Below are 25,767 nucleotides of genomic sequence, written 5' to 3'. Positions count from 1 at the left end.
AATGCCGGCGGGCGCGCACCGGCGGCCCGATCCCGGACGGTCGCCTTCTGATCAGGCTGACCGCAACTCGGGACTTTCCCTCGGACTCGAGTTGCCATGGATGTGCTGTCGACGCGTCTCGGTACCTCAGTCTTCCAATCAATCAAGGGAACCCGTCATGGGACGTATTTCTTATCGGTTTGCCGCGAGCGTGGCCGCGGTCGGCGTTTCCCTGCTTGCCACGCCGCAAGCGACGGCGGAACCGGCTGCCCTCAACGGGCTTTTCGGACTCGCCCCGGGCGTGTGCGCGAACGGGGTGGTGACCGGAAGCTTCTTCCGGATGCTCCTGCCCACCGGCGATGCGGGCGGGCCGTTCCTGCAGAACAGTGATTCCCGGTGCAGCGATCAGACGGTGACGCCGCTGTCGGCCGGGACCGACGGCGGGCTGGTGAGCGGGAGCTATCAGCCGCAACCGGCCGCGGCGTTCGACGGGGCGGGCAATGCGCAGTCGGGGCGGGTGACCACGCCGGTGCGGTTCTACGGCGTGGATTTCGCGACCGCCACCAATCCGACCGATCCGCAGACCGGCTCGGGAACCGGTCTGCCGCAGCTGTTCAGCGACGGCGGGCGGTTGTCGGGCGACCTGAGCAGCCTGGGTGTCACCTGGAACAACCAAGTGTTCAACCAAGGTTCGCCCAAGCCCGGCGGCGGGCTGCCGGGCAAGACCAGCCAGATCAGCGGAAGCATCGACGCGGCAGGCAATTTCGTCATCGAATGGACCAGTCAGATCGTCGGCGGGCCGTTCAACAACTTCACCGGGCTGTGGCATCTGGCCGGGCAGTATCGCGGCAGCCTGCCGCAGGCCGCGCCCGCGGCGGCTCCGTTCGCCACACCGCCCGCCGCTGAAACACCTGGACAGCCTGGCTCTCCCGCACAGCCCGGTTCCCCGGCTCAGGCCGGCTCCCCCGGACAGCCTGGTTCCGCAGTACAGCCGGACGCGGTGGCAGCTGCCGCCCCGACTTCCGCGCCGCAGGTGCAGGCCGCGCCGGTGCTGGCGACCAAGACCGTGGAAATCCCCCGTGGGCAACGGTATCCATGGTTGGTCCCGGTGCTGATCACTGTCGCGGTGGCCGGTACCGCCGTGTTCTTCAGTGCCGACCGTTTGATCCGGATTCGGCGATGACCACCGTGTCGGCCGCTTCGGAACTGCCCGCGTATTCCGAATTCGTCTCGCAGATCGAGCGCGCACCCGAGCGGGTGGTGGCGCGATGGCCGTTCGCGGTGTTGGCGGCGCTCGGCGTCCTGCTGGTGGCCGCGCCGATCGCGACCGGCATGTTCCAGCGTTCGGTGCAGGGCGAGGCGATGATCGACAACTTCGCGCCGTATGTGACCGGTCAGAGCATCGACGGGTATCGTTCGGATCTGCAGGTCCTCGACAATGCCCGCACGAATATCGTTGCGGTACAGAGCACTTCACCGCCGTCTGGCGAGTATCCCCGAGTGGACCAATTCGTCCGGGACTACCCGGGCATCCGATCCGACATCTCCGGCATGCTCGATGCGATCGACACCAACCGCGGCAACTACCAGAAGCTCTCCAGCACAGTATCTTTCGGCGCGTTGCCCTGGCTGCTCGCCTTGCCGGGTGTCGTGTTGATCGGTGCGGGAGTGTTCGGATTCCGTGCAGTCGCGAAGGGCTCACGGGCCAAGACATGGCGCGCGGTCGCAGCCCTGGCGGGCCTCGCATTGGTCGTCACCCCGTTCGCCGCGGGGTTGTTCGCGGCCGGTCCGGCGGCGCAACCGGTCCTCGACGGGTTCGCGCCGATCCTCACCACCGAGCACGTGCGCCAGGTCCAGGGCTACTTCGTCACCTTGGTCGCGGCGGACGGTGAATTGAACAGCCGCTACGCCGGGGCGGTCCGCGCCGCGCACCCGGAGGCCGATTTATCGGGCATCACCGCGCTCGAGAACCGCTGGCAGCCCATGACTTCCCGGTTCGCAGGGCTGGTCGGCACCATGAACGACAATGTGGGCAATTTCCACGCGGTCGAGGCCTTGAACGACGTCACCCGCCCGCTCGGATTCACCGCGTTCCGCGGATTGGCCTGGGGCTTCCTGATTCCCGGCGCGCTCATCATCGGCTTGGCCCTGATCGGCCTGCGCCCATCCCGAACCGGCTCCGGCCGAAGCGATTCCACCGGAGGCGAATCGGCATGAGAAAGCCACTTCCCCGGGTCCGCGCGACTGCGGCGGTGCTGACCGCCACCGCACTGCTGGCGGCAGGCTGCGGTAGCACCGATTCGCCGAAGACCTCCAGCGGCCCGGAGCAACTGGTCGGCCTGCTGAAATTCACGGCAGGCGCGGTGGATGGAAACGCGGTGCGCGGCACCTGGTTCCGCATGGTGCAGCCCGGCGGCACACCCGAGAACGGGCCCTACATGCCCAACGGCGACTCCCCCGCCCAGGGCGGATCCACCACTCTCCTGGAACCCGGCACCGCGGGCGGTCTCCGGGTGGGCGGCTACCAGAGCGAGCCCAAACCCGGTTTCGCGCAGGGCAACTCCCTGTCCGCCTCGGTCACCAAGCCGACGAAGTTCTTCGCCGTCGAGTTCGGCGTCTCCACCAACCCGGTCGACCCCCAAACCCAACGTGAAGTCCCACCCCCGACCATCGTCAACAACGACGGCAAACTCACCGCCGACCTCTCCGCCTGGGCCGCCTCCTGGAACGACCAGGAATTCAACCAGGGCGCCCCCAAACCCCCTGAGAAGCAAGGTGCCCAGGTAGCCGGTTCCGAGCAGGTTCAAAAAGTCTGGGACTGGGTCGCCCACCAATGGTTCAACCGCCCGAACCCCGATGCCGCCCAAGGCCCCTCGGCCACCGGCACCTACGACCCCAAAACCCACGCCATCACCTTGCAATGGACCAGCCTCATAGTCGGCGGCCCCTTCAACGGCTTCACCGGCGTCTGGCACCTCGAGGGCACCTTCGACCCCGACACCGCCACGCCAGCCTCTCCTACCCCGCCCCAACCAGTCTCTCCGGCCGCACCGCCCGCCCCCACCACGCCGACCGCGCTGCGCTCCGACACCACATCGCCGTCCCCCGCCGCGTAACCCTTCCGAGCCGCACCACCGCCACCGCCCAATTCCCCCCAGCACAGCCGAATTCGCCTCGCGCCCGAAGATTCGCCACCAGGAGCCGCTCTCATGTCCAATGCCGATCCGACCCGGCGTCCTGCCGTGGTCAACGCTATTCGCGCCATCGCCGCGCTCACCGTGGTCGGTAGCGCCGCCGCGGCCACCACCTTGACCGTGCGTGCCGACGAGCGCGTGCCGACCATTGTGGTGACGGGTGAACAGGCCGCCGCCGCAGCGCAATCCAAGCCCGGCAGCGCTATCCCCGCGCCCGGCAGTGTGACCGTTGCACCTGCCCCGACTCCGGCCGGACCGACGGCGGGCCAGGTTCCGGCCGGACCTACGGCGGGCACTCCCGCCGCGGTGCCGCTGGGTACCGCGCCCGCGGCCGCCGTGCCCTTGGGGACCGCCCCCGGGAGCACCGTGGCGTTGAATCCCGGCGGGCAAGCGCCTGCGGGCAGCGTCCCGCTCGGGCCGGGAGCGACCTCCGACAAAGCCGTACCGCTCGGGGCGGGGAGTCCGTTCGCGACGCCGACGGTGAATACGCAGCCTGCCTGCCCGCTGGGCTGGCCCGCGCCGAAGCAGCAGGGCGGCTTGGCTTCTCTGATCGGGCTGGCTCCGTTGGCGGGGCCGTTCTCGTCGGAGGCGTTCGCGCTGGGGTCGGTGTACCAGCCGATTCTGCAACTGGCCGGGCCGGTGTTGGCGCAGATCGCCCCGGTTATCACGCAATACCAGCCGTTGATCGACCCGCTGATCACGCAGGTGCAGGGTGTGGAAGCGGTTGTGCTGCAGGCGATTCTGCCGTACTACGGCCCCTACCGGAGTCAGCTCATCGCTGCGGAGGGTGACTTCGCAAAGGCGCTCGCACCGGTGCTGAACAATGTCTACAACAGCGAGATCGCCTCGTGCTTCGTCGCCTGGCAGGGGCAGATCATCGACCAGGCGCAGGGCGGACGCATCACCGTCGCCTCGCTGGCGCATCCGGGCACGGTGGTGGAGTTGGGGCCGGAGAGCTGATCAGGGCTGCGGCCGTTTGGATTTCGGTAGCTTGCTGACGATGGCGTCGTAGGAGAGGTCGATGAGTTCGCGGAGTTCGTCGTCGGGGACTTTGCCGCCGACCTTCACCCGGTTCCAGCCGAATCGGCCGATGTAGGAAGAGGCTTCGACATCGCCGGGGTACACGTGGACGAGTTCGTCGGCCTCGGCGCGGTCGCGACCGCACTTCAGGCCGACGGACTCGCCGCTGCCGATGAAGGCGAAGATCTTGTCGCCGACCTTGGCGACGACGTCGCCCTCCCACGGTTCGTCTTCCCGGGCACCGGGTTTGGACAGGCAGTAGGCGAGCACGTCCATGGGGTCTCCTAGACCGGGAGCAGGCGGCCGACGACGGTCGTGAGCTGGCGGGCTGAACGGCATTCGTGCATTTCGATGATGTCGGCGTAGCGGTCGGCGGCGGAATCGCCGGTGCCCCACATCTTCTCGGCCTCGGGGTTGAGCCAGTAGGCGTGTTTGGCGGTGTCGACCAGTTGACGCAGGGTCGCCAACGCCGGGTCACGGTAGTTGGTGCGGGCGTCGCCGAGGATGAGCAGCGACGTGCGGCTGGTCACGGCGTCGGGGAACTTCTCGGCGAGACCTTCCAGCGCCGAACCGTAGTCGGAGTGGCCCTCGATGCCGACCACCTTGGATTCGGTGAAGATGCGCCGGGTCAGCTGATCCAAAGGCGTCTTCGAGTCGAAAAGCTGGGTGACCTCGTCGGTCTGATCCACGAAGGCAAAGATGCGGACCCGGGAGAACTGCTCGCGCAAAGCATTCACCAGCAGCATGGTGAAGCTGGAGAACCCCGCCACCGAACCCGAGATATCGCACAGCAGCACGAGATCCGGGCGGCCGGGCCGCGGCTTGCGGGTGACCAGGTTGACCGGGACGCCGCCGGTGGACATGGATTTGCGCATGGTCTTGCGCAGGTCGATCTCACCGCGCCGTGAACGGCGACGCCGAGCGGCCAGCCGCGACGCCAGCACCCGCGCCAAACGCTGACTGCTGCGGCGCAATTCGTCGAGTTCGGTCTGGGAGATGCGCAGGAAGTCGGCGTCCTCGGCCTGGCGGGCGACACCGTAGGTGGCGACGCGATCGCGGCCGATGCGTTCGGCGACGCGGCGGCGCGTCTCGGCCTCGACGGTGCTGCGGAAGTCCTTGATGCGCTGCCGTGCCGTGCGGCGCATCACCTCGGCGTCGAAACCGTCGCGATCGAAGTCGGAGTTGTCCATGCCCTGGGCCAGCCCCGCGAGGATCTTGCTGACCAACAGTTCGGGCTGTACATCCTTGAGCGTCTGATACGCGGAGAACGACGGCCCGCCCGCGGCCTGATACTGGCCCATCTGCTCGACCATCTGGGCGGCGAGGGCCTGTAGCTGCTGCGCCTGCTCCCCGGACGGATCCTGAGTCAGCAACTCCGCCAGCATCTTCCGCAGTTCGAGAATGTCGATCGAGCCGTCCGGCTTGACCGGCAGCTCGATCTCCTCGGCCCCGATCCGCTCGCCGAGCGCGGCCGGGAACCACAGGTCGAACATGCCGTCGAAGGTGTTGCGCTGGGTGGTGCGGCGCAGCAGCGCGCAGGCCAGGCCCTCGCGCAGGGCTTCGCGGTCCATCAGGTCCAGCACGGTGAGAACCTGTCCGGCGTCCACGGTTTCGGACGGCCCGACCGGAATTCCCCGGCCGCGCAACGCTTCCACGAAGCCGACGAGGTGCCCTTCGATGCCGTGCTCGGCCGTCGGCCCCGGCACCTGCACCGGCTTGGCCGGAGTGCCGCCCGAGATCGCCCGCATGGCAGCGGAAACCAGTCCGCGCTGCCGGTTCTCGGTCATGTCAGGCCAGCTTCAGCTCGGACTGTGCGCGCACGTGGTCGGCCTGGTGCTTGAGCACCACCCCGAGCGTGGCCCGCACGGTCTTGTCGTCGAGATCCTTCGCACCCAGTGCGATCAGGGTGCGCGCCCAGTCGATGGATTCGGCGACCGACGGCAGCTTCTTGAGCTGCATGCCGCGTAGCACGTGCACGATTCGCACCAGCTGCGCCGCGACCGCGGGCTTGAGCTCGGGCACCCGGCTGGCCAGGATGCGGCGCTCGAGATCCTCGTCCGGGAAGTCGATGTGCAGGTAGAGGCAGCGCCGCTTCAACGCCTCGGACAGTTCGCGGGTGGCGTTGGAGGTCAGCACCACGAACGGCTTGCGGGTCGCGGTGATGGTCCCGAGTTCCGGCACGGTGACCGAGAAGTCGCTGAGCACCTCGAGCAGCAGGCCCTCGATCTCGACGTCGGCCTTGTCGGTCTCGTCGATGAGCAGCACGGTCGGCTCACTGCGCCGGATGGCGGTCAGCAGCGGGCGTTCCAGCAGGAATTCCTCGGTGAAGACGTCGGCCTTGGTTTCGGCCCAGTCGTTCTCCGAGGACGCCTGGATGCGCAGGATCTGCTTGGCGTGGTTCCACTCGTAGAGCGCGCGGGCCTCGTCGACGCCCTCGTAGCACTGCAGCCGCACCAGTTCCGCGCCCGCGACCTCGGCGACCGCCTTGGACAACTCGGTCTTGCCGACACCGGCTGGACCCTCGATGAGCAGCGGCTTGCCCAGCCGGTCGGCGAGGAAAACCGAGGTGGCGGTGGCCTTGTCGGCCAGGTAGCCGGTGCGGGCCAGCCGCTCGATCACATCGTCGACCGACGAGAAGATCGGCTCCTGGATGGGTGCGGTGGTGGGAGCCACGGGCTGTCCTCTCAACTAGACGGGCCGAATCTGCCCGTCACCCCACACTATCCACTTGGTCGAGGTCAGTTCCGGCAGGCCCATGGGTCCGCGGGCGTGCAGCTTCTGGGTGGAGATGCCGATCTCCGCGCCGAAGCCGAACTGCTCCCCGTCGGTGAAGGCGGTGGAGGCGTTGACCATGACGGCGGCGGCGTCCACCCGGGAGGTGAACTCGCGGGCCGCCTTCAGGTCGGCGGTCACGATGGCCTCGGTGTGGCCGGTGCCCCACTCGTTGATGTGCTCGACGGCCGCGTCCAGGTCGTCGACGACCTTGAGCGCGATGTCGAGGGAGAGGTATTCGTCGGCCCAGTCGGTGTCGGTGGCGGGCACCAGACCGGGCAGATCACCGTGAATGGTGACGCCGGAATCCTCGAGCGCCTTGATCATGCGCGGCACCGCGACATCGGCGATGGCCCGGTCGATGAGCACCGTCTCGGCGGTGTTGCACACCGACGGCCGCCGGGTCTTGGCATTGATCAGGATGGACTCGGCCATATCCAGATCGGCGTTCTTGTGCACGAAGACGTGGCAGTTGCCGGTGCCGGTCTCGATGGTCGGCACCAGCGCGTCCCGCACCACGGCATTGATCAGGCCCGCGCCGCCGCGCGGAATCACCACGTCCACCAGCCCGCGCGCCTGGATCAGGTGGGTGACGCTGGAGCGGTCCTCGGACGGCAGCAGTTGCACCGCGTCCGCGGGAATCTCCTGCGTCTCCAACGCTTCTCGCAGCACCTTGACCAAGGCGGCGTTGGAGTGCGCCGCCGAAGAAGAACCGCGCAGCAGCGCCGCGTTGCCCGACTTGAGCGCGAGCCCGAAGGCGTCCACGGTGACGTTCGGCCGTGCCTCGTACACCATTCCCACGACCCCGAGCGGGACGCGCACCTGGCGGATCTCCAGACCGTTGGGCAGCGTCGACCCGCGCACCACGTCACCGACCGGATCCGGGAGCCCGGCGACCTGCCGCAGCCCGGAGGCGATCCCGTCGATGCGGGCCTCCGTCAGCCGCAGCCGATCCAGCTGCGATTCCGCGGTGCCCGCGGCCTTCGCGATCTCGATGTCCTCGGCATTGGCGGCGAGGACATCGGCCTTGGCCGCGAGCAGGGCGTCGGCCGCAGCGTGCAGGGCGGCGTCCTTGCGGGCGGTGGTGAGCTGGGCCAGCGTCCGCGACGCCACCCGAGCCCGGCGCGCCGAGTCGTGCACTACATCGCGGACGGCGTCCCGGTCGGTGGTCGTGGGAGCAGTCATGGGAACAGATTACTGACTAGCTTCCGCTGCCGGTCGGGGGCAGGTTGTCGTCGCGGTCGTGGTGGTCCTCCCACCAGTCGCGGCAGCCCTCGCGCCAGTATTCGTGCTGCACATGGCAGTGCCACCAGTGCCAGTCGTCGGCGTCGACGAACCGGGCCTGCGGGACGCTGAGCGACGGGTCGGGGGTGACGGGGTCGGCGGCGGCCAGACCCGCGCCGGCCAGCGGTGCGGACAGCACCGCGAGGACCAGCAGACCGCGCGTGGCGGTGCGTCGAATAACGGCTGTACTCATGGCGAAATCACCTTCATCAGGGGGAATGCTCCGAAAGTGGTGGAGCGCGAACATGATTCAAGTCCACCGGCGGCCGGATCCCCAGCGTTGCGCGTTCTTCTTCAGGACAGCTTCAGATCCCCTGTCCGCGCGCCGAAACTTGCTACCGTGAGCGAATGACCGCGAGCATCCGGTTGTCCTCGGGCACCGGCAGATGGGTTCTCCTCGCGACCGTCCTCGGTTCGGGGATGGCCATGCTGGACGCCACCGTCGTGAATGTGGCGCTGCCGCGGATCGGCGACGAATTCGGTGCGTCCATGGCCGATCTGCAGTGGACGGTCAACGCCTACACGCTGACGCTGGCCGGGTTGATCCTGCTCGGCGGGTCGCTGGGCGACCGATACGGGCGGCGGCGGGTATTCCTGATCGGCGTGGTGTGGTTCGCCATCGCCTCCGCGTTGTGCGGTGCGGCGCAGGACGTTTCGATGCTGATCGCGGCGCGGGCGCTGCAGGGTGTGGGCGGTGCGCTGCTGACGCCTGGATCGCTGGCAATCATCCAGGCGTCGTTCCGGCCCGACGAGCGCGCCAAGGCGGTCGGGGCCTGGTCCGGACTGGGCGGCGTCGCCGGTGCCATCGGACCGTTCCTGGGCGGCTGGCTGGTGGAGGCGGCCGGGTGGCGCTGGGTGTTCCTGCTCAATATTCCGCTGGCCGCGGTGGTCGTGGCGGTGACGGCCCGGCATGTGCCCGAGACCCGCGACGAATCGTCGCACGGCAAGTTCGATGTGCTGGGCGCGGTGCTGGCGGCCGCCTGCCTGGCCGGGATCACCTACGCGCTCACCATGGCACCCGCGCACGACACGAACCGGATTCTGGTGTGGGGCAGCGCGATCGCGGGTATCGCGGCCGCGGTCGGATTCGTGGTGGTGGAGCGGCGGCGCTCCCGTGGCGACACCGATCCGTCGGCCATGCTCCCCGTGGACGTGTTCGCCTCCAAGCAGTTCAGCGCCATCAACGTGGTCACCTTCGTCATGTACGGCGCGATGAGTGTGGTCTTCTTCCTGCTGGTACTGACCCTGCAGGTGGTCTCGGGTTTCAGCCCGATCGCCGCGGGCACCGCCATGCTCCCCGTCACGGTCCTGATGCTGTTGTTCTCCGCCCGCTCCGGCGCGCTGGCCCAGCGCATCGGCCCGCGCTGGCCGATCACCATCGGCGTCCTGCTGGCCGCCGCGGGCATGCTGCTCATGACCCGCATCGGCCTGTACACCTCCTACCTTCTCGACGTCCTCCCCGCCGCACTGGTTTTCGGCCTCGGCCTGGTCCTCGCGGTCGCACCCCTGACCGCCACCGTGCTGGCCACCGCCGACGAGCGCCACGCCGGTGTAGCCAGCGGCGTCAACAATGCGGTGGCCCGAGCGGCCGGCCTGCTGTCGGTCGCCGCCATCCCACCCCTCGCGGGTCTCACCGGCTCCGCCTACACCGACCCGTCCGCCTTCGCCCACGGCTTCCGCCTGGCCATCATCACCGCGGTCGTCCTCATGGTCGCCGCAGCCGCCCTCGCCTTCTTCACCGTCAGCGACAACGCCCTCCGCCAGGCCCCACCCGACAGCGAACCCGAATGCAAAACCTTCTCCGCCGTGGCCAGCCCACCCCTGGAACCCCACCACGCGCCGAAGGCCGAAACCTAGCCGAGCGCGGCGCCCGGCGTATGCCCCAGGGTGCGTCGGTAGACGTCGATGAACGCGCTCGATGACGCCCATCCGCAGCGGTGGGCGACCGTGGTGACGGCTTCGCCGTCCGCCAGCATCCGGATCGCGTGCTGCAAGCGGAGCTGGGTGCGCCACTGCGGGTAGGTCATGTCGGAACAAACGGGTCAGGGTGCGTTCGCCGGCTCCCACCTCGCCGCCGAGCTCGGCGAGCGGGCGGCTCACCGCGAGATCACGCTCGACCAGTTCGCAGGCGCGCCGGAGTCGGTCGTCCCGGGCCGCGGGCAATCGCAGTGGCTGTTCGGGACTGCGGGCGATGCGGTCGAGCAGCACCCCGCGCAGCCGGTCGAGTTCGCCGGCGGGGAGCTCGCCGGGATCGGAGCAGGTGATGAGCAGCTCACGCAAGAGCGGGTGGACGGTGATCACGACCGGCGTGCGGTGTTGCGGCAGTGAACCGGAAGGGAATCCGACGCAATGGAATCGGGTCGGGCCGAAGAAGGTGTGTTCGTGCCAGCAACCCGCCGGAATCCAGATCGCGCGATCGGCGGGCGCGATCCAGGACCCCGAGTCGGTACGGACCTCGGCCGCACCGGAACTGGGATAGATGATCTGGTCGTCGGAGTGCCGATGCCGTTCGATGCGTGACCCACCGGACAGCCGTTGCGAGGCGGTCGGGGACAGCGAATCATGGCGGGTTTCCGACACGAACTGGCAGTTTATCGGAAGTCGGCCATCGACTCGATTCCTACGCTCGGTACGACGGGTGAGAGGAGGCGTGCGATGGTCGGCACGATGGAGACCGCCACGGCGACGCGGTCGGCGTGGAATCGGATGCGGCACTGGGTGATCGCGCACGCGGTCGACGATTTCTATCAGGGGCTGGTGCCCGCGAGCATTCCGTTCTTCGTGTTGGAGCGGCATTACAGCTATGTCGGGGCATCGGGGCTGGCGTTGGCGGCGACGCTGGGAAGTTCGCTGCCGCAACCGATTCTGGGGATGCTGGCGGATCGGCGGCGGCTGCCGTGGCTGGCTCCGGCCGGACTCGCGGTGGCGGGTATCGGCGCGGGAGCGGCCGGGCTCGCGCCGAGTTATGCGCTGGTGTGGATGTTGTTGTTGCTGTCCGGGCTCGGGGTCGCGGCCTTTCATCCCGCCGCCGGGCGGGACGCACGGCGCGATGCCGGGGGCAGCACAACGGCCATGAGTCTGTTCGCGGCGGGCGGCAGCGTGGGCTTCTTTCTGGCTCCCGCGCTGGCCACACCCGCGTTGGACGCCTTCGGGGTCGGCGCGACCGCGCTCTTCCTACCACCCGCCGTGCTGATGGGATTCGTGCTGTGGCGTTTTCAGCGTCGGCGCAGTGCGGACGGCGCGGCCGCGGTCGAGCACACCGGGCGGGATCGCTGGGTGCCGTTCGCGGTGCTGACCGCGGTGGAGATCGTGCGATCGACGGTGTTCTTCGGTATGAACACCTTCATCGCGCTGTACTGGATCAACCATCTGGGCGCTTCCCGCGCGCTGGGCGGTGCGGCATTGACGGCGTTCCTGGTCGGCGGCGTGCTGGGCACCCTGACGGGCGGCCGACTGGCCGACCGGATCGGCCTGACCCGGACCATCCAGATCGGCAGCGCCGCAGTCATTCCCGCCCTGATCGCGGTGCGGATGGCCCCCGATCCCAAGCTCGGCCTGCCGCTGGTGGTGCTCGCCGGATTCGCCGCCAACATCCCGTTCGCGGTGCTGGTGAAGCTCGGCCAGGACTACCTGCCGAGCCGCCCGGGCACCGCCGCGGGCGTGACCCTCGGCCTGGCGGTGAGCGCGGGCGGCCTCTTCGTGCCGCTGCTGGGCTGGATCGCTGACGGGCACGGACCGCAGGCGGCATTGACCGTGCTGTGCTTCGTCCCGGTTCTGGCGGTGGCGCTCGGGGTGATGCTGCCCGAACCTGACTAGGGTTCGGGGCATGGCGCGAATCGCGGTGGTGGGCAGCATCAATATGGATCTGGTGACGACCGTGGGGCGGCGGCCGCAACCCGGGGAGACGGTGTCCGGGGAGGGGTTCGCGCTGGTGCCGGGCGGGAAGGGGTCGAATCAGGCGATCGCCGCACGGCGGGCCGGAGCCGAGGTCGACTTCGTCGGGGCGGTCGGTGACGACGTGTTCGCGACAGCGCTGCGAGATGTGCTGAGCGAGGCCGGAGTTGGCGTCTCCCGGTTGCGGGTGGTGGACGGTCCGAGCGGGATCGCGGCGATCGTGGTCGACGGGGGCGGCGAGAACACGATCATCGTGGTGGCGGGCGCCAATGGGCGGATGACGGAATTGACTGCCGCCGAACGGCAGACGATCGCCGCGGCGGATGTGCTCATGTGCCAGTTGGAGATTCCGGTGGAGACGGTCTTGGCGGCGGCGCGGCACGCGCGGGCCCAGGGGACCGTGGTGATGCTGAATCCGTCGCCGGTGCGAGACCTTCCGGCGGAGGTGTGGGCCGAAGTGGATGTGGCCGTGGTGAACGAGGGCGAGGGCGAGCGTTTGGCCGAGTCGCTCTCCGCTGTGCCCCACGTGATTACGACGCTCGGCGCGGCAGGCGCGGCGTACCGCGGGCCGGATGGCGAGCAACTGTCACATCCCGGCGTTCCGGTAACCGTTGTGGACACCACCGGTGCGGGCGACACCTTCACCGGCGCGCTGGCCGCCCACTGGCACGAGGGTCCGCGGACCGCGCTGGCCTGGGGATGCACCGCCGGAGCGCTGGCCACCACGAAACTGGGCGCCAGCGCCTCGATTCCGGAGCTGGCGGAGATCCGGCGGGTACTCGCCGAGACCGTGGGCCGATAGCCGGATGCGAGGGGGGCGGGAACAGATCGCCGCGTAGCGCCATTTCCACCGAGGTGGACATTCGACCAAGATTTGAACCGGTCGAATGTCCATCACGTTTGGCTTCGGGTTCGAACAGTCAGGAGATGGGCCAATGGAATTGGGACTCGGCGGCAGGACCGCGGTCGTGACGGGGGCGTCGGCGGGGATCGGCGCGCAGATTGCGCGGACGCTCGCGGCGGAGGGGTGCCATCTGCATCTGGCTGCTCGCAGCAGGGAGCGGTTGGACGAGCTCGGTGCGGAGTTGCGCGGTGAGCACGGGGTTCGGGTCGTCACCCATCCGGTCGATCTGCGCTCGGCCGCCGAGCTCGAGCAGCTGGCGACGGCGGCGAGCGAGGCGGACATCCTGGTCAACAATGCCGGTGACATTCCGGCCGGGACGCTGGCCGCCGTCGACGCCGAGACCTGGCGGCACGCCTGGGATCTCAAGGTCTTCGGCTACATCGACCTGAGCCGCCGGGTCTACGCGGCCATGAAGGAGCGCGGGCGCGGGGTCATCGTGAATGTGATCGGTTCGGCGGGCGAGCGGCCCGACGCCGAGTACATCGCGGGCAGCACCGGCAATGCCGCGCTCATGGCGTTCACCCGTGCACTGGGCAGCCGCAGCCCGCGCGACGGGATCCGAGTGGTCGGCATCAATCCGGGGCCGGTGGCCACCGCGCGCATCACCAAACTGATCGAGACCAATACCCGATTCGCGGGAATGGCCGCCGATTTCCCCTTCGGCCGTCCCGCTCATCCGAGTGAAATCGCCGATATGGCAGCGTTTCTCGCCTCCGATCGGTCCGGCTACACCACCGGCACCATTGTCACGATCGACGGCGGGTTGAGTCTGATCTGAAGGTCAGGCGGCCGTGGTCTTCTTGCCCGTGTACAGGGCGACCAGATCGGCGAGCTGCTTCCCGGCCCGTTCCAGCGGCGCGGTGGAGCGCGACGCCAGCGACATGACGACCGCGCCCTCGACGGCGGCCACGATGGTGGTGGCCAGCGAGTGCGCGGTCTCCGCGTCCACATTCTCGGCCTCGAGCCGCTGGGCGAGGATGGCTTCCCACTCGGTGAAGGTCTCCCCCGCCACGTCCGCGGCGGCCGGTGACTCCGAGCGCCCGAGGGCGGCGGCGGCGATCGGGCAGCCCGCGGCGAAATCGGTGGAGGTGAGCGTCTCGCGCCACATCCCGGGGAAGGCGGCGATGGCGCTGGCCAGATCGGTGCTCGCGAGGATGGTCCGAATGAGTGCGCTGGACGCCTGCCCGGCAGTCCGGGTGGCCTCGGCGACCAGTTCGGATTTACCGCCGGGGAAGTTCAGGTAGATGGACCGGCGCGAGATGCCGCTGTGGTCGAGCAGCTGCGCGATGCCGGTTCCGGCGATGCCGTTGCAGCGCATCAGGGCGATGGCGCTGTCGATGAGGCGGTCGCGGGCACCCATGGACGGTTCCTCCTTGCTGTATACCGATCGGTGTACTACCGTTTTTTCATATACCGATTGGTCTACCTCAGTGTAGTCCGCCGCTCACCCCTTCGACGAGGAATCGGGGCCCACCCCATGGCAGCAGCATCCGCAGCCCAGCCGACCCTGCACGATCCCCTGCCGCTGGCCAGCGGTCAGGTGCTCCCCAACCGGCTCATGAAATCGGCCCTCAGTGAAGGGCTCGCGAACGCCGACAATGCCCCCGACGCCCGCCTCGAGCGACTCTACGGGCGCTGGAGCGACGGTGGCTACGGATTGATCGTCACCGGCAATGTCATGGTCGACCGCCGTCACTGCGGCGAACCCGGCAATGTGGCGATGGAGGATGAACGGCACCTGGACGCCATGACCCGCTGGGCCAAGGTCGCCAAGGACGGCGGTGCGAAGGTCTGGGTGCAGCTGAATCATCCCGGGCGGCAGGCCAATCCGATCGTCACCCGCACCCGCACGGTTGCGCCGTCGGCCATCGCCATGGGCATTCCGGGCGTACCCGCGCCGCGCGCGCTGACCGAGGACGAGATCGGTGACATCATCGCCCGTTTCGGCCGGGCCGCCCGGGTGGCGGAGGCCGCCGGGTTCGACGGCGTGCAGATCCACGGCGCGCACGGATATCTGGTGTCGCAGTTCCTTTCCCCGCTGTCGAATCAGCGCACCGACGCCTGGGGCGGTGACCCGGAGAAGCGGCGGCGCTTCGTCGTCGAGGTGGCGCGCAGCATCCGCGCCGCGGTGAGCCCGAGTTTCGGACTGGGTATCAAGCTCAACTCGGCCGACTTCCAGCGCGGCGGATTCACCGAGGACGAGTCGCGCGCGGTCATCGAGGAGCTGTCCGGCGAGGGCCTGGACCTGTTCGAGATCAGCGGCGGCAGTTACGAATCCCCCGCCATGATGGGCCGGCCCCGCACCGCGTCCGAGAGCACCCGCGCCCGCGAGGCCTACTTCCTCGACTACGCCGAGACCGCCCGGAAGGCCGCGGGCAGCGTTCCGATCGCGGTGACCGGCGGCTTCCGTTCGCACGCCGCCATGTCCGAGGCGACGGGCAGCGGCGCCTGCGATGTAGTCGGCCTGGGCCGGCCGACCGCCGTGATCCCCACCGCCGCAGCCGATCTGCTGACCGAACGCACCGACACCCTGCGGCCCCCGCACATTTCCCTCGGCCTGCCCCCGCGGCTCGCGGCGAACGGCAGCCTGAAATCCTTCGACGGCGCGCTCGACCTGCAGTGGCACACCGATCAACTGCATCTCATCGGCGCGGGCAAGGAGCCCAACCCGGAGCGCTCGCCGTGGCTGACGGCGGCGGCCATGCTGCGCCGCAATGGTTTCGACGCCTTCCGCAGCAAGCGTTCCGCCACGCAGAACAAGAGCGGTGCGAGTAAGGGCGATGCGGCGAGCAAGGCCGCCCGCAAGTTCCGCACCGAGCGCGCGGTGGGTCGCTACGTCATGAACCCGACCGTCCGCGCCCTGGACAAGGTCGGCATCCGCACCGCCTTCGCCACCGAGCTCGAGACCGTCGGCCGCAAATCCGGGGAGCCGCGCCGCGTCCCGATCTCCGTGCTCTTCGACGACGAGGGCGCGTGGGCCATCTGCCAGCACGGGCTGCGCTCGGGCTGGGGCCTGAATCTCTCGGCCAACCCGAATATCCGTCTCCGCCAGGGCGATCGCTGGCGCACCGGCACCGCCGTCCTGCTCCCCGACGACGACGTGGTGGCCCGCAGTCGCGGCTTCGCCCCGCATCCACTGCTGGCTCCGCTCGCGCGCGGCATGTTCGCCGTGCTGGAGAGCGATCCGGTCACCGTCCGAATCACCTTCACCGACAACTGATTCCGGCGGCCGATCTCCGGATCGGCCGCCGCATGTCATCTCGCCCTGGCACGCTCACCCCTCGTCAACGCGCTCACTTGGCGTAATTGCTTGCGCCCCACCAGTCCACGACCACGACGTCCTCGTCGCCGACCACCCAGGCGTCGTGGCCCGACGGCAGCGCGGTGACCATGCCGGGAACGGCGTCGAATTCGGTGCCGTCGGCCATCTGGATGTGCAGGGTGCCCGACACGTGGTACTGGAAGTGTGGCGCTTCGCAGTATTCGGTGCCCGCCATCGGTTTGACGTCCAGCGACCAGCGCCAGCCGGGCTTCAGCACCAGGCGGCCGATGTCGGCACCATGTACGTGAAGCACTTCCATCTGTCCGTGCTCGAAGGCACGCACCTCGTCCGGTGCCGCGAAATCGCGGTGTTCGGCGCGCGCGCCCTGAATCGTGTTGTCGGTCATCGTGCTCACTCGTCCCAAACCTGGACGCCGACCTCACGGACGATGTGCCCGTCGGCGATATCGAGGGTGGCGGCGCACAGCACGCGGCTGCCGCCCGGGTATTCGCAGTCCTCGGTGAAGGCGACCCGGTCCCCCTCGGAGGTCAGGTGCTGGACCCGATGGGTCATATCGCGGCTGCAGATGTCGGTGAGGTACTCGCCGATCTGGCCGCGTCCGCGCAGGATCTGCGGATTGCTCGGCGGGTGCAGCCGGTCGACCAGCCGCATTTCCGCGTCCTCGGCGTACAGGTCGATCAGTTGGGCGGCGTCGCGTTCCTCGATGCCCCGCCGCAGCGCCGCGAGGTCGAACCGCGCGGTGGATTCCATGGTGCTCATAGTGTGTCTCTCCGGATCGGGGCCGTCCGTCGCGGCCACTGATCCCAGCATCGGCGCGCTCCGTCATTTGATCGTCAACGCCGGGACAGACCCGCCCCCGAGGACTACCGTTTCCCTCATCGGATGGTGGTTATGCTGCGGATTCACGTCTTCGGTGCACTCGAGGTCGAACTGGACAACGATCCCGTGCCACTCCCCCGTGGCCGCCTCCCCCGTTCCCTCCTGGCCTGGCTGGCCCTCCACCCCGGCCCCCACCCCCGCACGCGAGTCTGCGCCCACTTCTGGCCCGACGCCCCCGACCCCAAGGCCCGAGCCAGCCTCCGCAACGCGGTCTGGACCTTGCGAACCGCTTTCGGCCCCAACGCCTCCGCACTGCGGACCGACCGCGACACCGTCGAACTCCGCCGCGACGCGGTCTGGGTCGACGCCGTCGAGTTCGATCGTCTCCGCGCCGTCGGCCACGCCGAGCAGGCGATCACCCTCTGCCGCGGCGACCTGCTCACCGACCACGACGAGGAATGGGCCCGCCGCTCCCGCGACGACTACGCGCAGCGACTGGCCGCCCTGCTCGCCGTCACCGCGCAGGCCGCCGAATCCGGCGGCGACCTCACCCGCGCCCGAGTCCGAGCCCACCGCCGCGCAACTTTGCGCCCGTTGGACGAAGAGGCGACTCGCGAGCTGATCCGCCTGTCCGCAGCCGACGGTGATCTTCCGGCCGCGCTGACCGCATTCACCCGCCTCCGTGACGCACTGCGCTCCGAATTGGATGTCGAGCCCGCCGCCGCCACCCTGGCCGTGATCAACACGCTGCGTCCGCCACCCAGGTCCCAGCACCCGACCCTGCCCAGGATCGGCAGTGCCGCACCGACTCCGGCCACTGACACGACGGATCCGGCAACACCAGGCAAGGCAGTCGGCGAGCCCGCGACAACATCGGCCACGCCGGGATCCGCGGGCGTCACCCAGGTTCGGGGCATCGAAGTGGTCGGAACAGCCACTGCGGCAACGCTTTACGGCCGGAGCACAGAGTTGCACGCACTGACCTCCTGCTGGCACCGGGTGCGCGACGGAGCGGGGACGGTGGTGGCCCTGAGCGGCGACGGCGGAATCGGCAAGACCCGGCTCGCGGAGGAAATGCTCATCATCGCCCGCCGAGACGGAGCCCGCACGGCGATCGGCGCCCCCGGCGCCCGTGGCGGCGCACCCTACGAACTGTGGTCGGAACTGCTGGCCGAGGTGCTCGAGCCGGGCGATCAGCTGCCCGAGGGCACACTGTGGGCAGCGGACCTGGCGCGGCTGTTACCCGGAGTGGCAGCGCATTTGGGCCTGCCCTCCGCACCGGGGTCGGACGCCGGGTCTACGCCTTCGGCAACCACACCGGCTCAACCGCGCGGCGCGCGTCGGACACCGCCTCCGGCGGAAACACCCGGGGCGGCAACGCAAGTGGACCTGGCCGCCGCGCGGGAGTCGGTGACCACACCTGCCCGGCCCGACGACCACGGTGCGCCAACACCTTTGGCGCGCGCCACCGCGCGCGGGAGGCAGACGAGCACCGCGCTCGGGGTGGAGCATGATCGGATTCGGCTGTTCGAGTCGGTTGTCGAGCTGCTCGGGTTCCTGGCTGCGCGCCGGCCGCTCGCGGTTGCGCTGGAGGATTTGCAGGCGGCTGATCTGTCCAGTCTCGAGCTGCTTCGGTATGTGGGGCGGCGGCTTTCGCGGGTGCCGGTGCTGGTCATCCTTACGCGGCGTCCGATGCCGCCCCGCCCGCAGGTGGACGGTGTGCTGGGCGCGCTGCGGGCCAAGGGTGCGCTGCGGCTGGAGTTGGCGCTGAAACCTTTGGCTCCGCAGGCAATTCGGTCGATCGTGAGGGAGGCGGCGCGGCTGCCCGCACCGGTGGAGAACCGGATTCTCGCGGTGGTCGACGGCAATCCGCTGCTGGCGACCGAGACGGCCCGGCATGTCGCGCGCGGCGCGGGAGACCCGGCCGACGGTCTGCGCGTTGCGACGGGATCGGCGATGGCGCGGCTCAGCGAGTCCGCCAGGCTCTTCCTGGATCTGGCGGCCGCGGCGGGGCGGGATTTGACGCGGAGCGAGGTGCTGGCGTTGCCGCTGCTGCCCGACCCGTCCGCAGCGGCTACGGAATCCCTTGGTGCGGGACTGCTTCGGGTGCGCGAGGACGTGATCGGGTATCGGCACGAATCGCTGCGGCAGGCGGTCTACGACGAGATTCCACAGCTGCGACGGGTCCGGTTGCACGATGCGCTGGCCGCGAGCCTGCACGAGCGCGGCAGAGTGAGCGGCCAGCGCCGCGCCGTCGAATTGGCCCGGCACCTGCGACTGGCCGGGCACCGGGGCCGCGCGGCCACCGAGTTGCGGCACGCCGCAACGGCGGCTCGGGCGGTAGCGGCGATGACAGAGGCGGCCGAATATCTGCGGCAGGCCGTCGAATTGGATCCCGAGAACAGTGGTCCGCTGCTCGAGCTCGCCGAGATCGAGGCGTGGCGCGGGTTGCCGGACGCTTCCGATACTGCTTTCGACCGGGCTTTGGGGCTGATCCCGACGGCCGATGCCGAGGCGCTGGTGGATGCCTGGTTGCGGCGGGGGCGGTGGCTGCGGGGCGGGGTGTGTCATCCGCGCGAGGCGCGACGGTCGTATCGGGCCGCGCTCGATGTGCTGGAGCGGGTATCCGACCCGGATCCCTTGATCCGGGTCGAGGCGCTGGCCGGAATGGCCTGGGCGGAAGCGGTTGCCGGAGATCCGGAGGTGGCCGCGGAATTACTGTGCGAGGTGGACGTTCTCGTGCACGGCCACCCCCTGGCCGAACTGCTCACCCACGACATCAGCTTCGCGCGGGCCCATGTGCTGCTGCGGGTCGGCAGATTCACCGACAGTTACGGCCCGCTGATCGCGGCCGCGCATGCGGCCGGGCGGGCGGGGCGGCCCGATATGGCGTACGCGTGTCTGGCCAATGCCGCCGGTGCGGCCGCCTGTGCCGGAGATTTCGAGCGGGCGCTGGACTTCGTGGAGCGCTGTTTGCCCCTGGTCGTGCCCACCGGACTGACCCGGCTGGCGGTCTACTCCTACACCGGGCAGGCCGCCGTCCTGCGCCGCCTGGGCCGGACGCGCGAGGCCGCCACTGCCTTGTCTGCGGCCGAGGACGCCGCCAATCGGCTCGGTATCGCGGCGCTGGAAGGGCTGGTGCACGCCGAGCGCGCGCAGCTGGCCCTGGGCCATGGTGAATTCGACACGGCCGTCAGGGAATTCCGGTCCGCGCTGGACGCCGAGGCACCGATCAGCCGCCCGCTGGCCCGGCTGTTCCTGGCCGAGGCGCTGGCCCGCGCCGGGCATAGCGCCGAGGCCGAGGCCGAAATCGAGGCCGTCGCGCTGGAGCCCATGTCGGACAGCGATTTTCCCGACACCCTGGTGGCCCGGATGAATCGGGTGCAGGGTCTGCTCGCGGCCCGCGGCGGCGATACCGACCTCGCGTTAAGCCGCCTGCGCGCGGCGGCCGCGGGTTGGCGGCGGCGGGCCGATGCAGCCGTGGTGGGGCGACGGTATGCCGCCAACATCATCGATCTGGGTCGGCCGCCGCTGGCGGGGCTGGTGGAGCCGGAGCGCGAATACCTGGTTGTGAAAGCAGAATTGGCCGCGCTGACCGAGCCTACGTCTGCTGGGCAGCGTGGCGTGCCCGAGAGGAGTCCCGATGCCGACCTTCGATGACCGGGTTCACACCGTCGCGTCCCCTGCGGCGGTTTGGAAGCTGCTTTACGACCCGTCGCGGTTCACCGAATGGTGGGTCGGCATCGGCAGCGTCGAACCCGAGGCCGCGGCACCGGACGCGAACGAATCCGCGTACACCATGTACCCGGACGGCTATCCCGACTTCCCGATGCCGCAGACCCTGCGCACGGATCGCCACAACCAGCAGGTCACCATTTCCTGCCTGGTGTCGGATCTGCTGTTCGTCTGGCGGTTGACCCGTACGGCGGACGGAGGCGGCACCGATATCGATGTGCACGTGGATATTCCGGAGGCCGAGGCCGCGCGGCTCACCACCCAGCGCGAGATCATCCACGGGTCACTGCTGCGGCTGGCCGAGCTCGCCTGCGCCCCGCATTGATTTCCAATTGCTCGAATTCCGTTATAAGTAATTTACTTTCATGTGATACGATGTAAGTGAAGTTCAATTTCGGTGTCTACCATCGGTTTTCCCACCAGTTTATCGAGGGAGAATTCGATGGAGAACGGCCCGAGCCGGACTGCGATGATGGCGGCGGCCGGTCGCGCGGCACACCTGATCGTGGATCGCGAACCGCATCTGTTCCAGGACACCGTGGCCGAGGCGCTCCTCGGTGAACGAGCAGCCGAACTCATTGCCTACCATCGCGAATTCGGCGATCATCCGGTGCTCAGCGGCACCCGCGCCCAGGTCAGCGCCCGCAGCCACTACACCGAGTCGCGGCTGGCAGCGGGCTTCGAGCAGTACGTGATTCTCGGCGCGGGGTTGGACACCTTCGCCTATCGCTCACCGCTGGCCGATCGGGTCGCGGTTTACGAGGTGGACCATCCCGCAACCCAGCAGTGGAAGCGGGAATTGCTGACCGCCGCCGGAATGGATACCACCGCGGCCGAATTCGTCGGAGTGGATTTCGAACGTGACGACCTGGCGACCGAATTGACCGCGCACGGTTTCGATCCGGCGCGTCCCACGCTGGTGAGCTGGCTCGGCGTCACCATGTATCTGACGGACACCGCGATCAGTACGACACTCGACGCCCTCGCGCAATTCGCACCCGACAGCGAACTGATCCTGGAGTACGCACTGCTGCCGGAACTGCGCGACGAATCCGGCCGCGTCTACGCCGAATTCGCGCTCACCGCCACGGCCGACCAGGGCGAGCCGTTCCTGAGCTTCTTCTCACCGGAAACCGTGGCCGCCCTCCTGGACGCCCACGGTTTCACTGTGGCAGAGCATGTTTCGCAACGTGATGCCGTCGATGCCGCCCTCTGGCAGCGCGACGACGCCCTGCACCCCGCAGATTTCTGTCGGCTGGTGCGCGCCTACAACCGGAACTGAATCAGCCCCGTGCCCATTCGTGACCCCAGTAGCTGTCGGCGGTCATCTCCTCGGCCACGTAGTCGTCGCCGACCAGCATGCCCTCGCAACCGAATTCGAGGTCCCAGTTGCCCGGTGTGCGCACGTAGAAGGAGATCATCTTGTCGTTGGTGTGCCGCCCCAGGGTCGAGGACAGGTGGTAGCCCGCCTTGTTCACCCGGTCCAGGGCGCGGCCCACATCGTCGAGCGAGTCGACCTCGACCATGACGTGCACGATGCCCGGCCCGTCCGGCCGCGAGCCCGGAATGAGCGCCAGGCTGTGGTGGCGCGGGTTCACACCCATGAAGCGGATCCAGATCGGATGCTCCGGCGGGCCGACCCGGAAGGAGCCGCGCGACGCGAATCCCAGGACCTCGGTGTAGAACTGGCGCGCTTCCTCGATATCGCGGACCGGCAGCACGACGTGCCCAAGTCCGAGATCGCCGGTGACGAAGCGGTTGCCGAACTTGCCTACGACGGGGCTGTGGTCCAGCAGCGGACCGTGGAAGACCTCGATGGTGAAGCCGGACGGGTCGACGAAGGCGATGGCCTCCTCGACGTGCCGGTTCACGGCCTCGGTCACCGACAGCGTGGTGACCGCGATCCCGGCCTTCTCCAGGGTCTCGCGCACCAGCTGCAGCGAGCGGCGGTCGGCGACCTGCCAGCCGACGGCGATGACGGCGTCGCGGTCACCGGGCACCAGTTCGAACCGGTAGGTGTGCTCGTCGACGCGCAGGTAGATGGACTCGGCATTGGGGCCCGACCCCTCGGCGAAACCGATGGTGTCGAAGGCGAACTTGCGCCAGGCGTCCACATCGGCGATGTGGGCGCGGACGTAGCCGAGGGAGGCGAACGCGGCCATGGGTTTACTCCTCGCGATATCTGTCGGCGTGATCAGTCGTAGGTGACGGTGACGTCGTCGGTGACCGGAACGGCTTGGCAGGCAAGCACATAGCCGTCGGCGATGTCGGCGGCTTCCAGGATTTCATTGCGGCGCATGCTCACCTCGCCGGTGACGACCCGGCACACGCAGGCGCTGCACGCGCCTTCCTTGCACGAGTACGGGGCGTCGAGGCCCTTGGCGAGCATGGTGTCGAGCAGGGTCTGCTGCCGCGGCCAGCGCAGTTCGTGGTTCTCCCCGTCGAGTTCGACGTGCGCGACGGCGGCATCACCGTCGTCGACGACATCGGTTGCGGCGGTGTCGCTCTCGAACGGATTGCCCGTCAGCGACACGAACCTCTCGATGTGCACGCGCTTGCGGTCGGCACCGAGCTCGGTCATGGCCGCCGCGACCGCGTCCATGAACGGGCCGGGACCACAGACGAAAACCTCCCGGCCCGCCCACGGACGGGCCAGCGCCGCCAGTGCGGCCACATTCGGCAGCCCTTGTACGGACTGCAGCCAGTGCAGCACCAGCAGCCGATCGGGGTGCGCGGCCACCAGTTCGGCGAGCTCGGCGGCGAAGATGACCGAGTTCTCGTGCTGATTGGCGTAGATCAGCGTGCAGTGGCCGCTGCCTTGCGCGAGCACGGATTTCAGGATGGACAGCACCGGGGTGATGCCGCTGCCGCCGGCGAACAGCAGCAGGTCGGTGTCGAGCGAGTCGGGGGTGAAGATCCCGGCGGGCGGCAGCACATCCAGGGTCAAACCCTCGGCGGCGTTGTCGCACAGCCAGTTCGAGCCGTACCCGTCGACGGTGCGTTTGACGGTGACCTTCAGCGGCCCGCCCTCGTGCGGCGCGCTCGACAGCGAGTAGCAGCGGCTCACCGAACCGGTCAGGTCACTGGGGATGCGCAGGGTCAGGAACTGGCCGGGACGGTAGCCGAACCGCTCGGCGTGCGCGTCCTCGGGAGTGAGTTCGAGCGACACCGCGTCGGCGGTTTCGCGCACCACACGCACGATCCGCGCGCTCGCGATACCGCCCGCCGGTGCGGTCGCGGTGGCCTCCGCCTCCAGTGCGGCCGTGTCGGGCTCCATGTCCGTCACCGTCATTGCTCCACCAGTTCCATTCCTGTGCTTCGTTTTCTGCCCTCGGAGCCGCGCCGCTCGGCTGTGACGTGTGACACATTCGTTTCGGCAGGGTTTCCGTTTCGTTCACAAGCGGGCCGGGTAATCCCCCCTCAGGGCCGACCGCCGACGACGCCGGGCGGCCTCCCCTCGGGGGTTTTCAGTCCCCGCTCGGAGCCAAGGTTCGACCGCGGGTGCGCACGTCCACATCTCGGGTGCTGACGTGCACCGTGCCCTTGGCCACGGCCTCGTCGATGCTGGCGCGCAACGCCCCGCAGGTGTGCGAGCGCGGGCCGTTTCCCACCAGCTCGGCGCAATCCGCCTTCGCGGTCTTGTTCCACTGCACGCTGGTGTGCTGGTCGCTGTACTTCTCCACCAGCACGCACGTCCCGCAGGACCTGCACGAAACCTTGTCCATGGCAGTGCCTCTCAGGCGTTCGCGGTAGCTTCGCGCTTGGCGATATTGTCGGCGACCTCGGCCTCCCAGGCGGTGACCGCGCGGGTGGTGTCGACCTCGTACTCGAAGCGGTCGGTCATCTCGTCCTTGACCTCGGCGACATCCACGTAGAACTGCTCGTACCAGCGACGCAGCTGGTAGACCGGCCCGTCCTCCTCGCACAGCAGCGGATTGTTGATGCGCGACTTGCGCTTCCAGATGGCCGCGTCCTGCTCGAAGCCCTTGCCCAGGCCGCCGACGAACTTCTCGGCGATCTCGCGCGCCTGCTCGGCGGGCACGCCCGCGGGCTTCTTGGCGATCGCGCCGTACATGAGCACGAAGCGGTTCTCGTCGATCGGGTAGTGGCAGTTGATCAGGTAACCCTCGACGACCAGCCCGTTCGGGCTCTCGCTCTTGAGGTAATCGATCATGTAGGAGGGCCCGTAGTACGCGGCCTCGGACTGCAGCACGTTCTTGCCGCCCAGCGCCTTGGCGGTCTCGCCCATCATGTCCTCGCGCGACACCGAGGTCATGTACTGCGCGGCGGTGTGGCCCTCGAAGACGTTCTTGAAGAAGGTCGGGAAGCCGTAGTGCACGTAGAAGAAGTGCGCCATGTCCACCACGTTGTCGACGACCTCGCGGCAGTTGGCGTCGACGATCATGGAGTTCCAGGTCCAGTCGGTCCACTCGTCGTCGAAGGCGGCGTCGACGCGCGGGATGGCGAGCTCGGCCGGGGGCTGCTTGTTCTCCGGGTCGTGCCAGACGAACAGCTGCTTGTTCTCGACCATGGTCGGCCACGCCTTGGTGCGGGCCAGCGGCGGGACGCGGCGCGCATACGGGATGCCGGTGCACTTGCCCTTGCCGTTCCAGCGCCAGTCGTGGAACGGGCAGGCGATGGAGTCGCCCTTGACGGTGCCGTCGGCGAGGTTGCCACCCATATGCGGGCAGTAGGCGTTGAGCACGTTGAGGGTGCCGTCCTCGGCCGCGAACACCACGATCTCGGTGCCGAAAGCCTTGACGGTGTGCGGCTTTCCGTCGCGGAAGGTCTCGGCCAGACCCAGGCAGTGCCAGCCGCGCGCAAACCGGGTCGGGGGCTTCCCCGAGTCGATGACGCGCACTTCTGTTTCTGCGGTGGTCATG

The 25,767-nt window shown here is 68.9% G+C and carries 24 protein-coding genes and 1 pseudogene; 12 read left to right on the top strand and 13 right to left on the bottom strand.

Annotation, left to right across the window (positions count from 1 at the left end; genetic code table 11):
- Positions 1-157 precede the first annotated feature (157 nt).
- The 4 genes from ACYVN4_RS30120 to ACYVN4_RS30105 all read left to right on the top strand — a co-directional run bounded on the left by ACYVN4_RS30120 (position 158) and on the right by ACYVN4_RS30105 (position 4,133).
- Positions 158-1,162 carry a hypothetical protein gene (locus ACYVN4_RS30120; RefSeq protein ID WP_460725385.1) on the top strand — a complete coding sequence of 335 codons (1,005 nt, stop codon included), beginning with the start codon at positions 158-160 and terminating at the stop codon, positions 1,160-1,162.
- Positions 1,159-2,196, top strand: coding sequence for a hypothetical protein (locus ACYVN4_RS30115; RefSeq protein ID WP_460725384.1), 1,038 nt, complete (start codon positions 1,159-1,161; stop codon positions 2,194-2,196). The genes ACYVN4_RS30120 and ACYVN4_RS30115 overlap by 4 nt, the downstream gene beginning before the upstream one ends.
- Positions 2,193-3,095: a hypothetical protein gene (locus ACYVN4_RS30110; RefSeq protein ID WP_460725383.1), complete on the top strand. Its 903-nt coding sequence runs from the start codon at positions 2,193-2,195 to the stop codon at positions 3,093-3,095. Before ACYVN4_RS30115 ends, ACYVN4_RS30110 begins: the two co-directional genes overlap by 4 nt.
- 93 nt (positions 3,096-3,188) lie before the next feature.
- Entirely contained in the window at positions 3,189-4,133 is a 945-nt protein-coding gene (locus tag ACYVN4_RS30105) for a hypothetical protein (protein WP_460725382.1), read from the top strand.
- On the opposite strand, the gene ACYVN4_RS30100 is transcribed toward ACYVN4_RS30105, so the two are convergent.
- From ACYVN4_RS30100 to ACYVN4_RS30080, 5 genes are read right to left on the bottom strand one after another with little or no spacing between them, the layout of a single operon-like run.
- A complete protein-coding gene (locus ACYVN4_RS30100) occupies positions 4,134-4,469 on the bottom strand; it encodes an MmcQ/YjbR family DNA-binding protein (RefSeq protein ID WP_460725381.1) in 336 nt (111 codons plus the stop codon).
- An 8-nt stretch (positions 4,470-4,477) separates the two neighbouring features.
- Positions 4,478-5,941, bottom strand: a complete 1,464-nt coding sequence (locus tag ACYVN4_RS30095) for a vWA domain-containing protein (RefSeq protein ID WP_460726742.1) — start codon at positions 5,939-5,941, stop codon at positions 4,478-4,480.
- A gap of 40 nt (positions 5,942-5,981) precedes the next feature.
- On the bottom strand, positions 5,982-6,866 hold the full coding sequence (locus ACYVN4_RS30090) for an AAA family ATPase (protein WP_460725380.1): 885 nt from the start codon (positions 6,864-6,866) through the stop codon (positions 5,982-5,984).
- A 15-nt stretch (positions 6,867-6,881) separates the two neighbouring features.
- Positions 6,882-8,150: a glutamate-5-semialdehyde dehydrogenase gene (locus ACYVN4_RS30085; protein ID WP_460725379.1), complete on the bottom strand. Its 1,269-nt coding sequence runs from the start codon at positions 8,148-8,150 to the stop codon at positions 6,882-6,884.
- A gap of 16 nt (positions 8,151-8,166) precedes the next feature.
- Positions 8,167-8,442, bottom strand: a complete 276-nt coding sequence (locus ACYVN4_RS30080) for a hypothetical protein (RefSeq protein WP_460725378.1) — start codon at positions 8,440-8,442, stop codon at positions 8,167-8,169.
- Positions 8,443-8,597: 155 nt separating this feature from the next.
- Here ACYVN4_RS30080 and ACYVN4_RS30075 point away from each other — a divergent pair, with 155 nt between their 5' ends.
- On the top strand, positions 8,598-10,106 hold the full coding sequence (locus ACYVN4_RS30075; protein ID WP_460725377.1) for an MFS transporter: 1,509 nt from the start codon (positions 8,598-8,600) through the stop codon (positions 10,104-10,106).
- On the opposite strand, the pseudogene ACYVN4_RS30070 reads toward ACYVN4_RS30075, so the two are convergent.
- A pseudogene (locus tag ACYVN4_RS30070) lies at positions 10,103-10,829 on the bottom strand (AraC family transcriptional regulator). The gene ACYVN4_RS30075 and the pseudogene ACYVN4_RS30070 sit on opposite strands and share 4 nt — an antisense overlap.
- Positions 10,830-10,904: 75 nt before the next feature.
- On the opposite strand from ACYVN4_RS30070, the gene ACYVN4_RS30065 reads away from it, so the two are divergent.
- The 3 genes from ACYVN4_RS30065 to ACYVN4_RS30055 all read left to right on the top strand — a co-directional run bounded on the left by ACYVN4_RS30065 (position 10,905) and on the right by ACYVN4_RS30055 (position 13,825).
- Positions 10,905-12,065 (top strand): MFS transporter, encoded by a 1,161-nt coding sequence (locus tag ACYVN4_RS30065; protein WP_460725376.1) that lies wholly within the window; start codon positions 10,905-10,907, stop codon positions 12,063-12,065.
- A gap of 10 nt (positions 12,066-12,075) precedes the next feature.
- On the top strand, positions 12,076-12,945 hold the full coding sequence (locus tag ACYVN4_RS30060) for a ribokinase (RefSeq protein WP_460725375.1): 870 nt from the start codon (positions 12,076-12,078) through the stop codon (positions 12,943-12,945).
- 133 nt (positions 12,946-13,078) lie between these two features.
- Positions 13,079-13,825, top strand: a complete 747-nt coding sequence (locus ACYVN4_RS30055) for a short-chain dehydrogenase/reductase (RefSeq protein WP_460725374.1) — start codon at positions 13,079-13,081, stop codon at positions 13,823-13,825.
- Positions 13,826-13,828: 3 nt separating this feature from the next.
- Here the strand turns inward: ACYVN4_RS30055 and ACYVN4_RS30050 are convergent, their stop codons facing one another.
- Positions 13,829-14,407 (bottom strand): TetR/AcrR family transcriptional regulator, encoded by a 579-nt coding sequence (locus ACYVN4_RS30050; protein ID WP_460725373.1) that lies wholly within the window; start codon positions 14,405-14,407, stop codon positions 13,829-13,831.
- 117 nt (positions 14,408-14,524) lie between these two features.
- Here ACYVN4_RS30050 and ACYVN4_RS30045 point away from each other — a divergent pair, with 117 nt between their 5' ends.
- Positions 14,525-16,267, top strand: a complete 1,743-nt coding sequence (locus tag ACYVN4_RS30045) for a nitroreductase family deazaflavin-dependent oxidoreductase (protein ID WP_460725372.1) — start codon at positions 14,525-14,527, stop codon at positions 16,265-16,267.
- 73 nt (positions 16,268-16,340) lie between these two features.
- On the opposite strand, the gene ACYVN4_RS30040 is transcribed toward ACYVN4_RS30045, so the two are convergent.
- Positions 16,341-16,715 (bottom strand): cupin domain-containing protein, encoded by a 375-nt coding sequence (locus tag ACYVN4_RS30040; RefSeq protein ID WP_460725371.1) that lies wholly within the window; start codon positions 16,713-16,715, stop codon positions 16,341-16,343.
- Between the two features lie 5 nt (positions 16,716-16,720).
- Positions 16,721-17,089 (bottom strand): nuclear transport factor 2 family protein, encoded by a 369-nt coding sequence (locus tag ACYVN4_RS30035; RefSeq protein WP_379357011.1) that lies wholly within the window; start codon positions 17,087-17,089, stop codon positions 16,721-16,723.
- Between the two features lie 123 nt (positions 17,090-17,212).
- Here ACYVN4_RS30035 and ACYVN4_RS30030 point away from each other — a divergent pair, with 123 nt between their 5' ends.
- From ACYVN4_RS30030 to ACYVN4_RS30020, 3 genes are all read left to right on the top strand, one after another.
- Entirely contained in the window at positions 17,213-20,809 is a 3,597-nt protein-coding gene (locus ACYVN4_RS30030) for an AAA family ATPase (protein ID WP_460725370.1), read from the top strand.
- Positions 20,793-21,209, top strand: a complete 417-nt coding sequence (locus ACYVN4_RS30025) for an SRPBCC family protein (RefSeq protein ID WP_460725369.1) — start codon at positions 20,793-20,795, stop codon at positions 21,207-21,209. Before ACYVN4_RS30030 ends, ACYVN4_RS30025 begins: the two co-directional genes overlap by 17 nt.
- 117 nt (positions 21,210-21,326) lie before the next feature.
- Complete coding sequence (locus ACYVN4_RS30020) at positions 21,327-22,166, top strand: class I SAM-dependent methyltransferase (protein WP_460725368.1); 840 nt, start codon at positions 21,327-21,329, stop codon at positions 22,164-22,166.
- Position 22,167: 1 nt separating this feature from the next.
- On the opposite strand, the gene ACYVN4_RS30015 is transcribed toward ACYVN4_RS30020, so the two are convergent.
- The 4 genes from ACYVN4_RS30015 to ACYVN4_RS30000 form a co-directional block, all read right to left on the bottom strand.
- Entirely contained in the window at positions 22,168-23,046 is an 879-nt protein-coding gene (locus ACYVN4_RS30015) for a VOC family protein (protein ID WP_379357021.1), read from the bottom strand.
- 32 nt (positions 23,047-23,078) lie between these two features.
- Positions 23,079-24,161, bottom strand: a complete 1,083-nt coding sequence (locus ACYVN4_RS30010; RefSeq protein WP_460725367.1) for a 2Fe-2S iron-sulfur cluster-binding protein — start codon at positions 24,159-24,161, stop codon at positions 23,079-23,081.
- 190 nt (positions 24,162-24,351) lie between these two features.
- Complete coding sequence (locus ACYVN4_RS30005) at positions 24,352-24,609, bottom strand: hypothetical protein (protein WP_460725366.1); 258 nt, start codon at positions 24,607-24,609, stop codon at positions 24,352-24,354.
- A gap of 11 nt (positions 24,610-24,620) precedes the next feature.
- Positions 24,621-25,766, bottom strand: a complete 1,146-nt coding sequence (locus ACYVN4_RS30000; protein WP_460725365.1) for a Rieske 2Fe-2S domain-containing protein — start codon at positions 25,764-25,766, stop codon at positions 24,621-24,623.
- Position 25,767 lies beyond the last annotated feature (1 nt).

Source organism: Nocardia heshunensis (genome assembly GCF_054782115.1).
This window is presented reverse-complemented; position numbering and strand designations above follow the sequence as displayed.

Excerpts from the sequence above, each read along its gene's own strand:
- ACYVN4_RS30120 (WP_460725385.1), top strand. The coding sequence starts at position 158 with ATGGGACGTATTTCTTATCGGTTTGCCGCGAGCGTGGCCGCGGTCGGC.
- ACYVN4_RS30115 (WP_460725384.1), top strand. The coding sequence starts at position 1,159 with ATGACCACCGTGTCGGCCGCTTCGGAACTGCCCGCGTATTCCGAATTC.
- ACYVN4_RS30110 (WP_460725383.1), top strand. The coding sequence starts at position 2,193 with ATGAGAAAGCCACTTCCCCGGGTCCGCGCGACTGCGGCGGTGCTGACC.
- ACYVN4_RS30105 (WP_460725382.1), top strand. The coding sequence starts at position 3,189 with ATGTCCAATGCCGATCCGACCCGGCGTCCTGCCGTGGTCAACGCTATT.
- ACYVN4_RS30100 (WP_460725381.1), bottom strand. The coding sequence starts at position 4,469 with ATGGACGTGCTCGCCTACTGCCTGTCCAAACCCGGTGCCCGGGAAGAC.
- ACYVN4_RS30095 (WP_460726742.1), bottom strand. The coding sequence starts at position 5,941 with ATGCGGGCGATCTCGGGCGGCACTCCGGCCAAGCCGGTGCAGGTGCCG.
- ACYVN4_RS30085 (WP_460725379.1), bottom strand. The coding sequence starts at position 8,150 with ATGACTGCTCCCACGACCACCGACCGGGACGCCGTCCGCGATGTAGTG.
- ACYVN4_RS30080 (WP_460725378.1), bottom strand. The coding sequence starts at position 8,442 with ATGAGTACAGCCGTTATTCGACGCACCGCCACGCGCGGTCTGCTGGTC.
- ACYVN4_RS30075 (WP_460725377.1), top strand. The coding sequence starts at position 8,598 with ATGACCGCGAGCATCCGGTTGTCCTCGGGCACCGGCAGATGGGTTCTC.
- ACYVN4_RS30065 (WP_460725376.1), top strand. The coding sequence starts at position 10,905 with ATGGTCGGCACGATGGAGACCGCCACGGCGACGCGGTCGGCGTGGAAT.
- ACYVN4_RS30060 (WP_460725375.1), top strand. The coding sequence starts at position 12,076 with ATGGCGCGAATCGCGGTGGTGGGCAGCATCAATATGGATCTGGTGACG.
- ACYVN4_RS30055 (WP_460725374.1), top strand. The coding sequence starts at position 13,079 with ATGGAATTGGGACTCGGCGGCAGGACCGCGGTCGTGACGGGGGCGTCG.
- ACYVN4_RS30050 (WP_460725373.1), bottom strand. The coding sequence starts at position 14,407 with ATGGGTGCCCGCGACCGCCTCATCGACAGCGCCATCGCCCTGATGCGC.
- ACYVN4_RS30045 (WP_460725372.1), top strand. The coding sequence starts at position 14,525 with ATGGCAGCAGCATCCGCAGCCCAGCCGACCCTGCACGATCCCCTGCCG.
- ACYVN4_RS30040 (WP_460725371.1), bottom strand. The coding sequence starts at position 16,715 with ATGACCGACAACACGATTCAGGGCGCGCGCGCCGAACACCGCGATTTC.
- ACYVN4_RS30035 (WP_379357011.1), bottom strand. The coding sequence starts at position 17,089 with ATGAGCACCATGGAATCCACCGCGCGGTTCGACCTCGCGGCGCTGCGG.
- ACYVN4_RS30030 (WP_460725370.1), top strand. The coding sequence starts at position 17,213 with ATGGTGGTTATGCTGCGGATTCACGTCTTCGGTGCACTCGAGGTCGAA.
- ACYVN4_RS30025 (WP_460725369.1), top strand. The coding sequence starts at position 20,793 with ATGCCGACCTTCGATGACCGGGTTCACACCGTCGCGTCCCCTGCGGCG.
- ACYVN4_RS30020 (WP_460725368.1), top strand. The coding sequence starts at position 21,327 with ATGGAGAACGGCCCGAGCCGGACTGCGATGATGGCGGCGGCCGGTCGC.
- ACYVN4_RS30015 (WP_379357021.1), bottom strand. The coding sequence starts at position 23,046 with ATGGCCGCGTTCGCCTCCCTCGGCTACGTCCGCGCCCACATCGCCGAT.
- ACYVN4_RS30010 (WP_460725367.1), bottom strand. The coding sequence starts at position 24,161 with ATGGAGCCCGACACGGCCGCACTGGAGGCGGAGGCCACCGCGACCGCA.
- ACYVN4_RS30005 (WP_460725366.1), bottom strand. The coding sequence starts at position 24,609 with ATGGACAAGGTTTCGTGCAGGTCCTGCGGGACGTGCGTGCTGGTGGAG.
- ACYVN4_RS30000 (WP_460725365.1), bottom strand. The coding sequence starts at position 25,766 with ATGACCACCGCAGAAACAGAAGTGCGCGTCATCGACTCGGGGAAGCCC.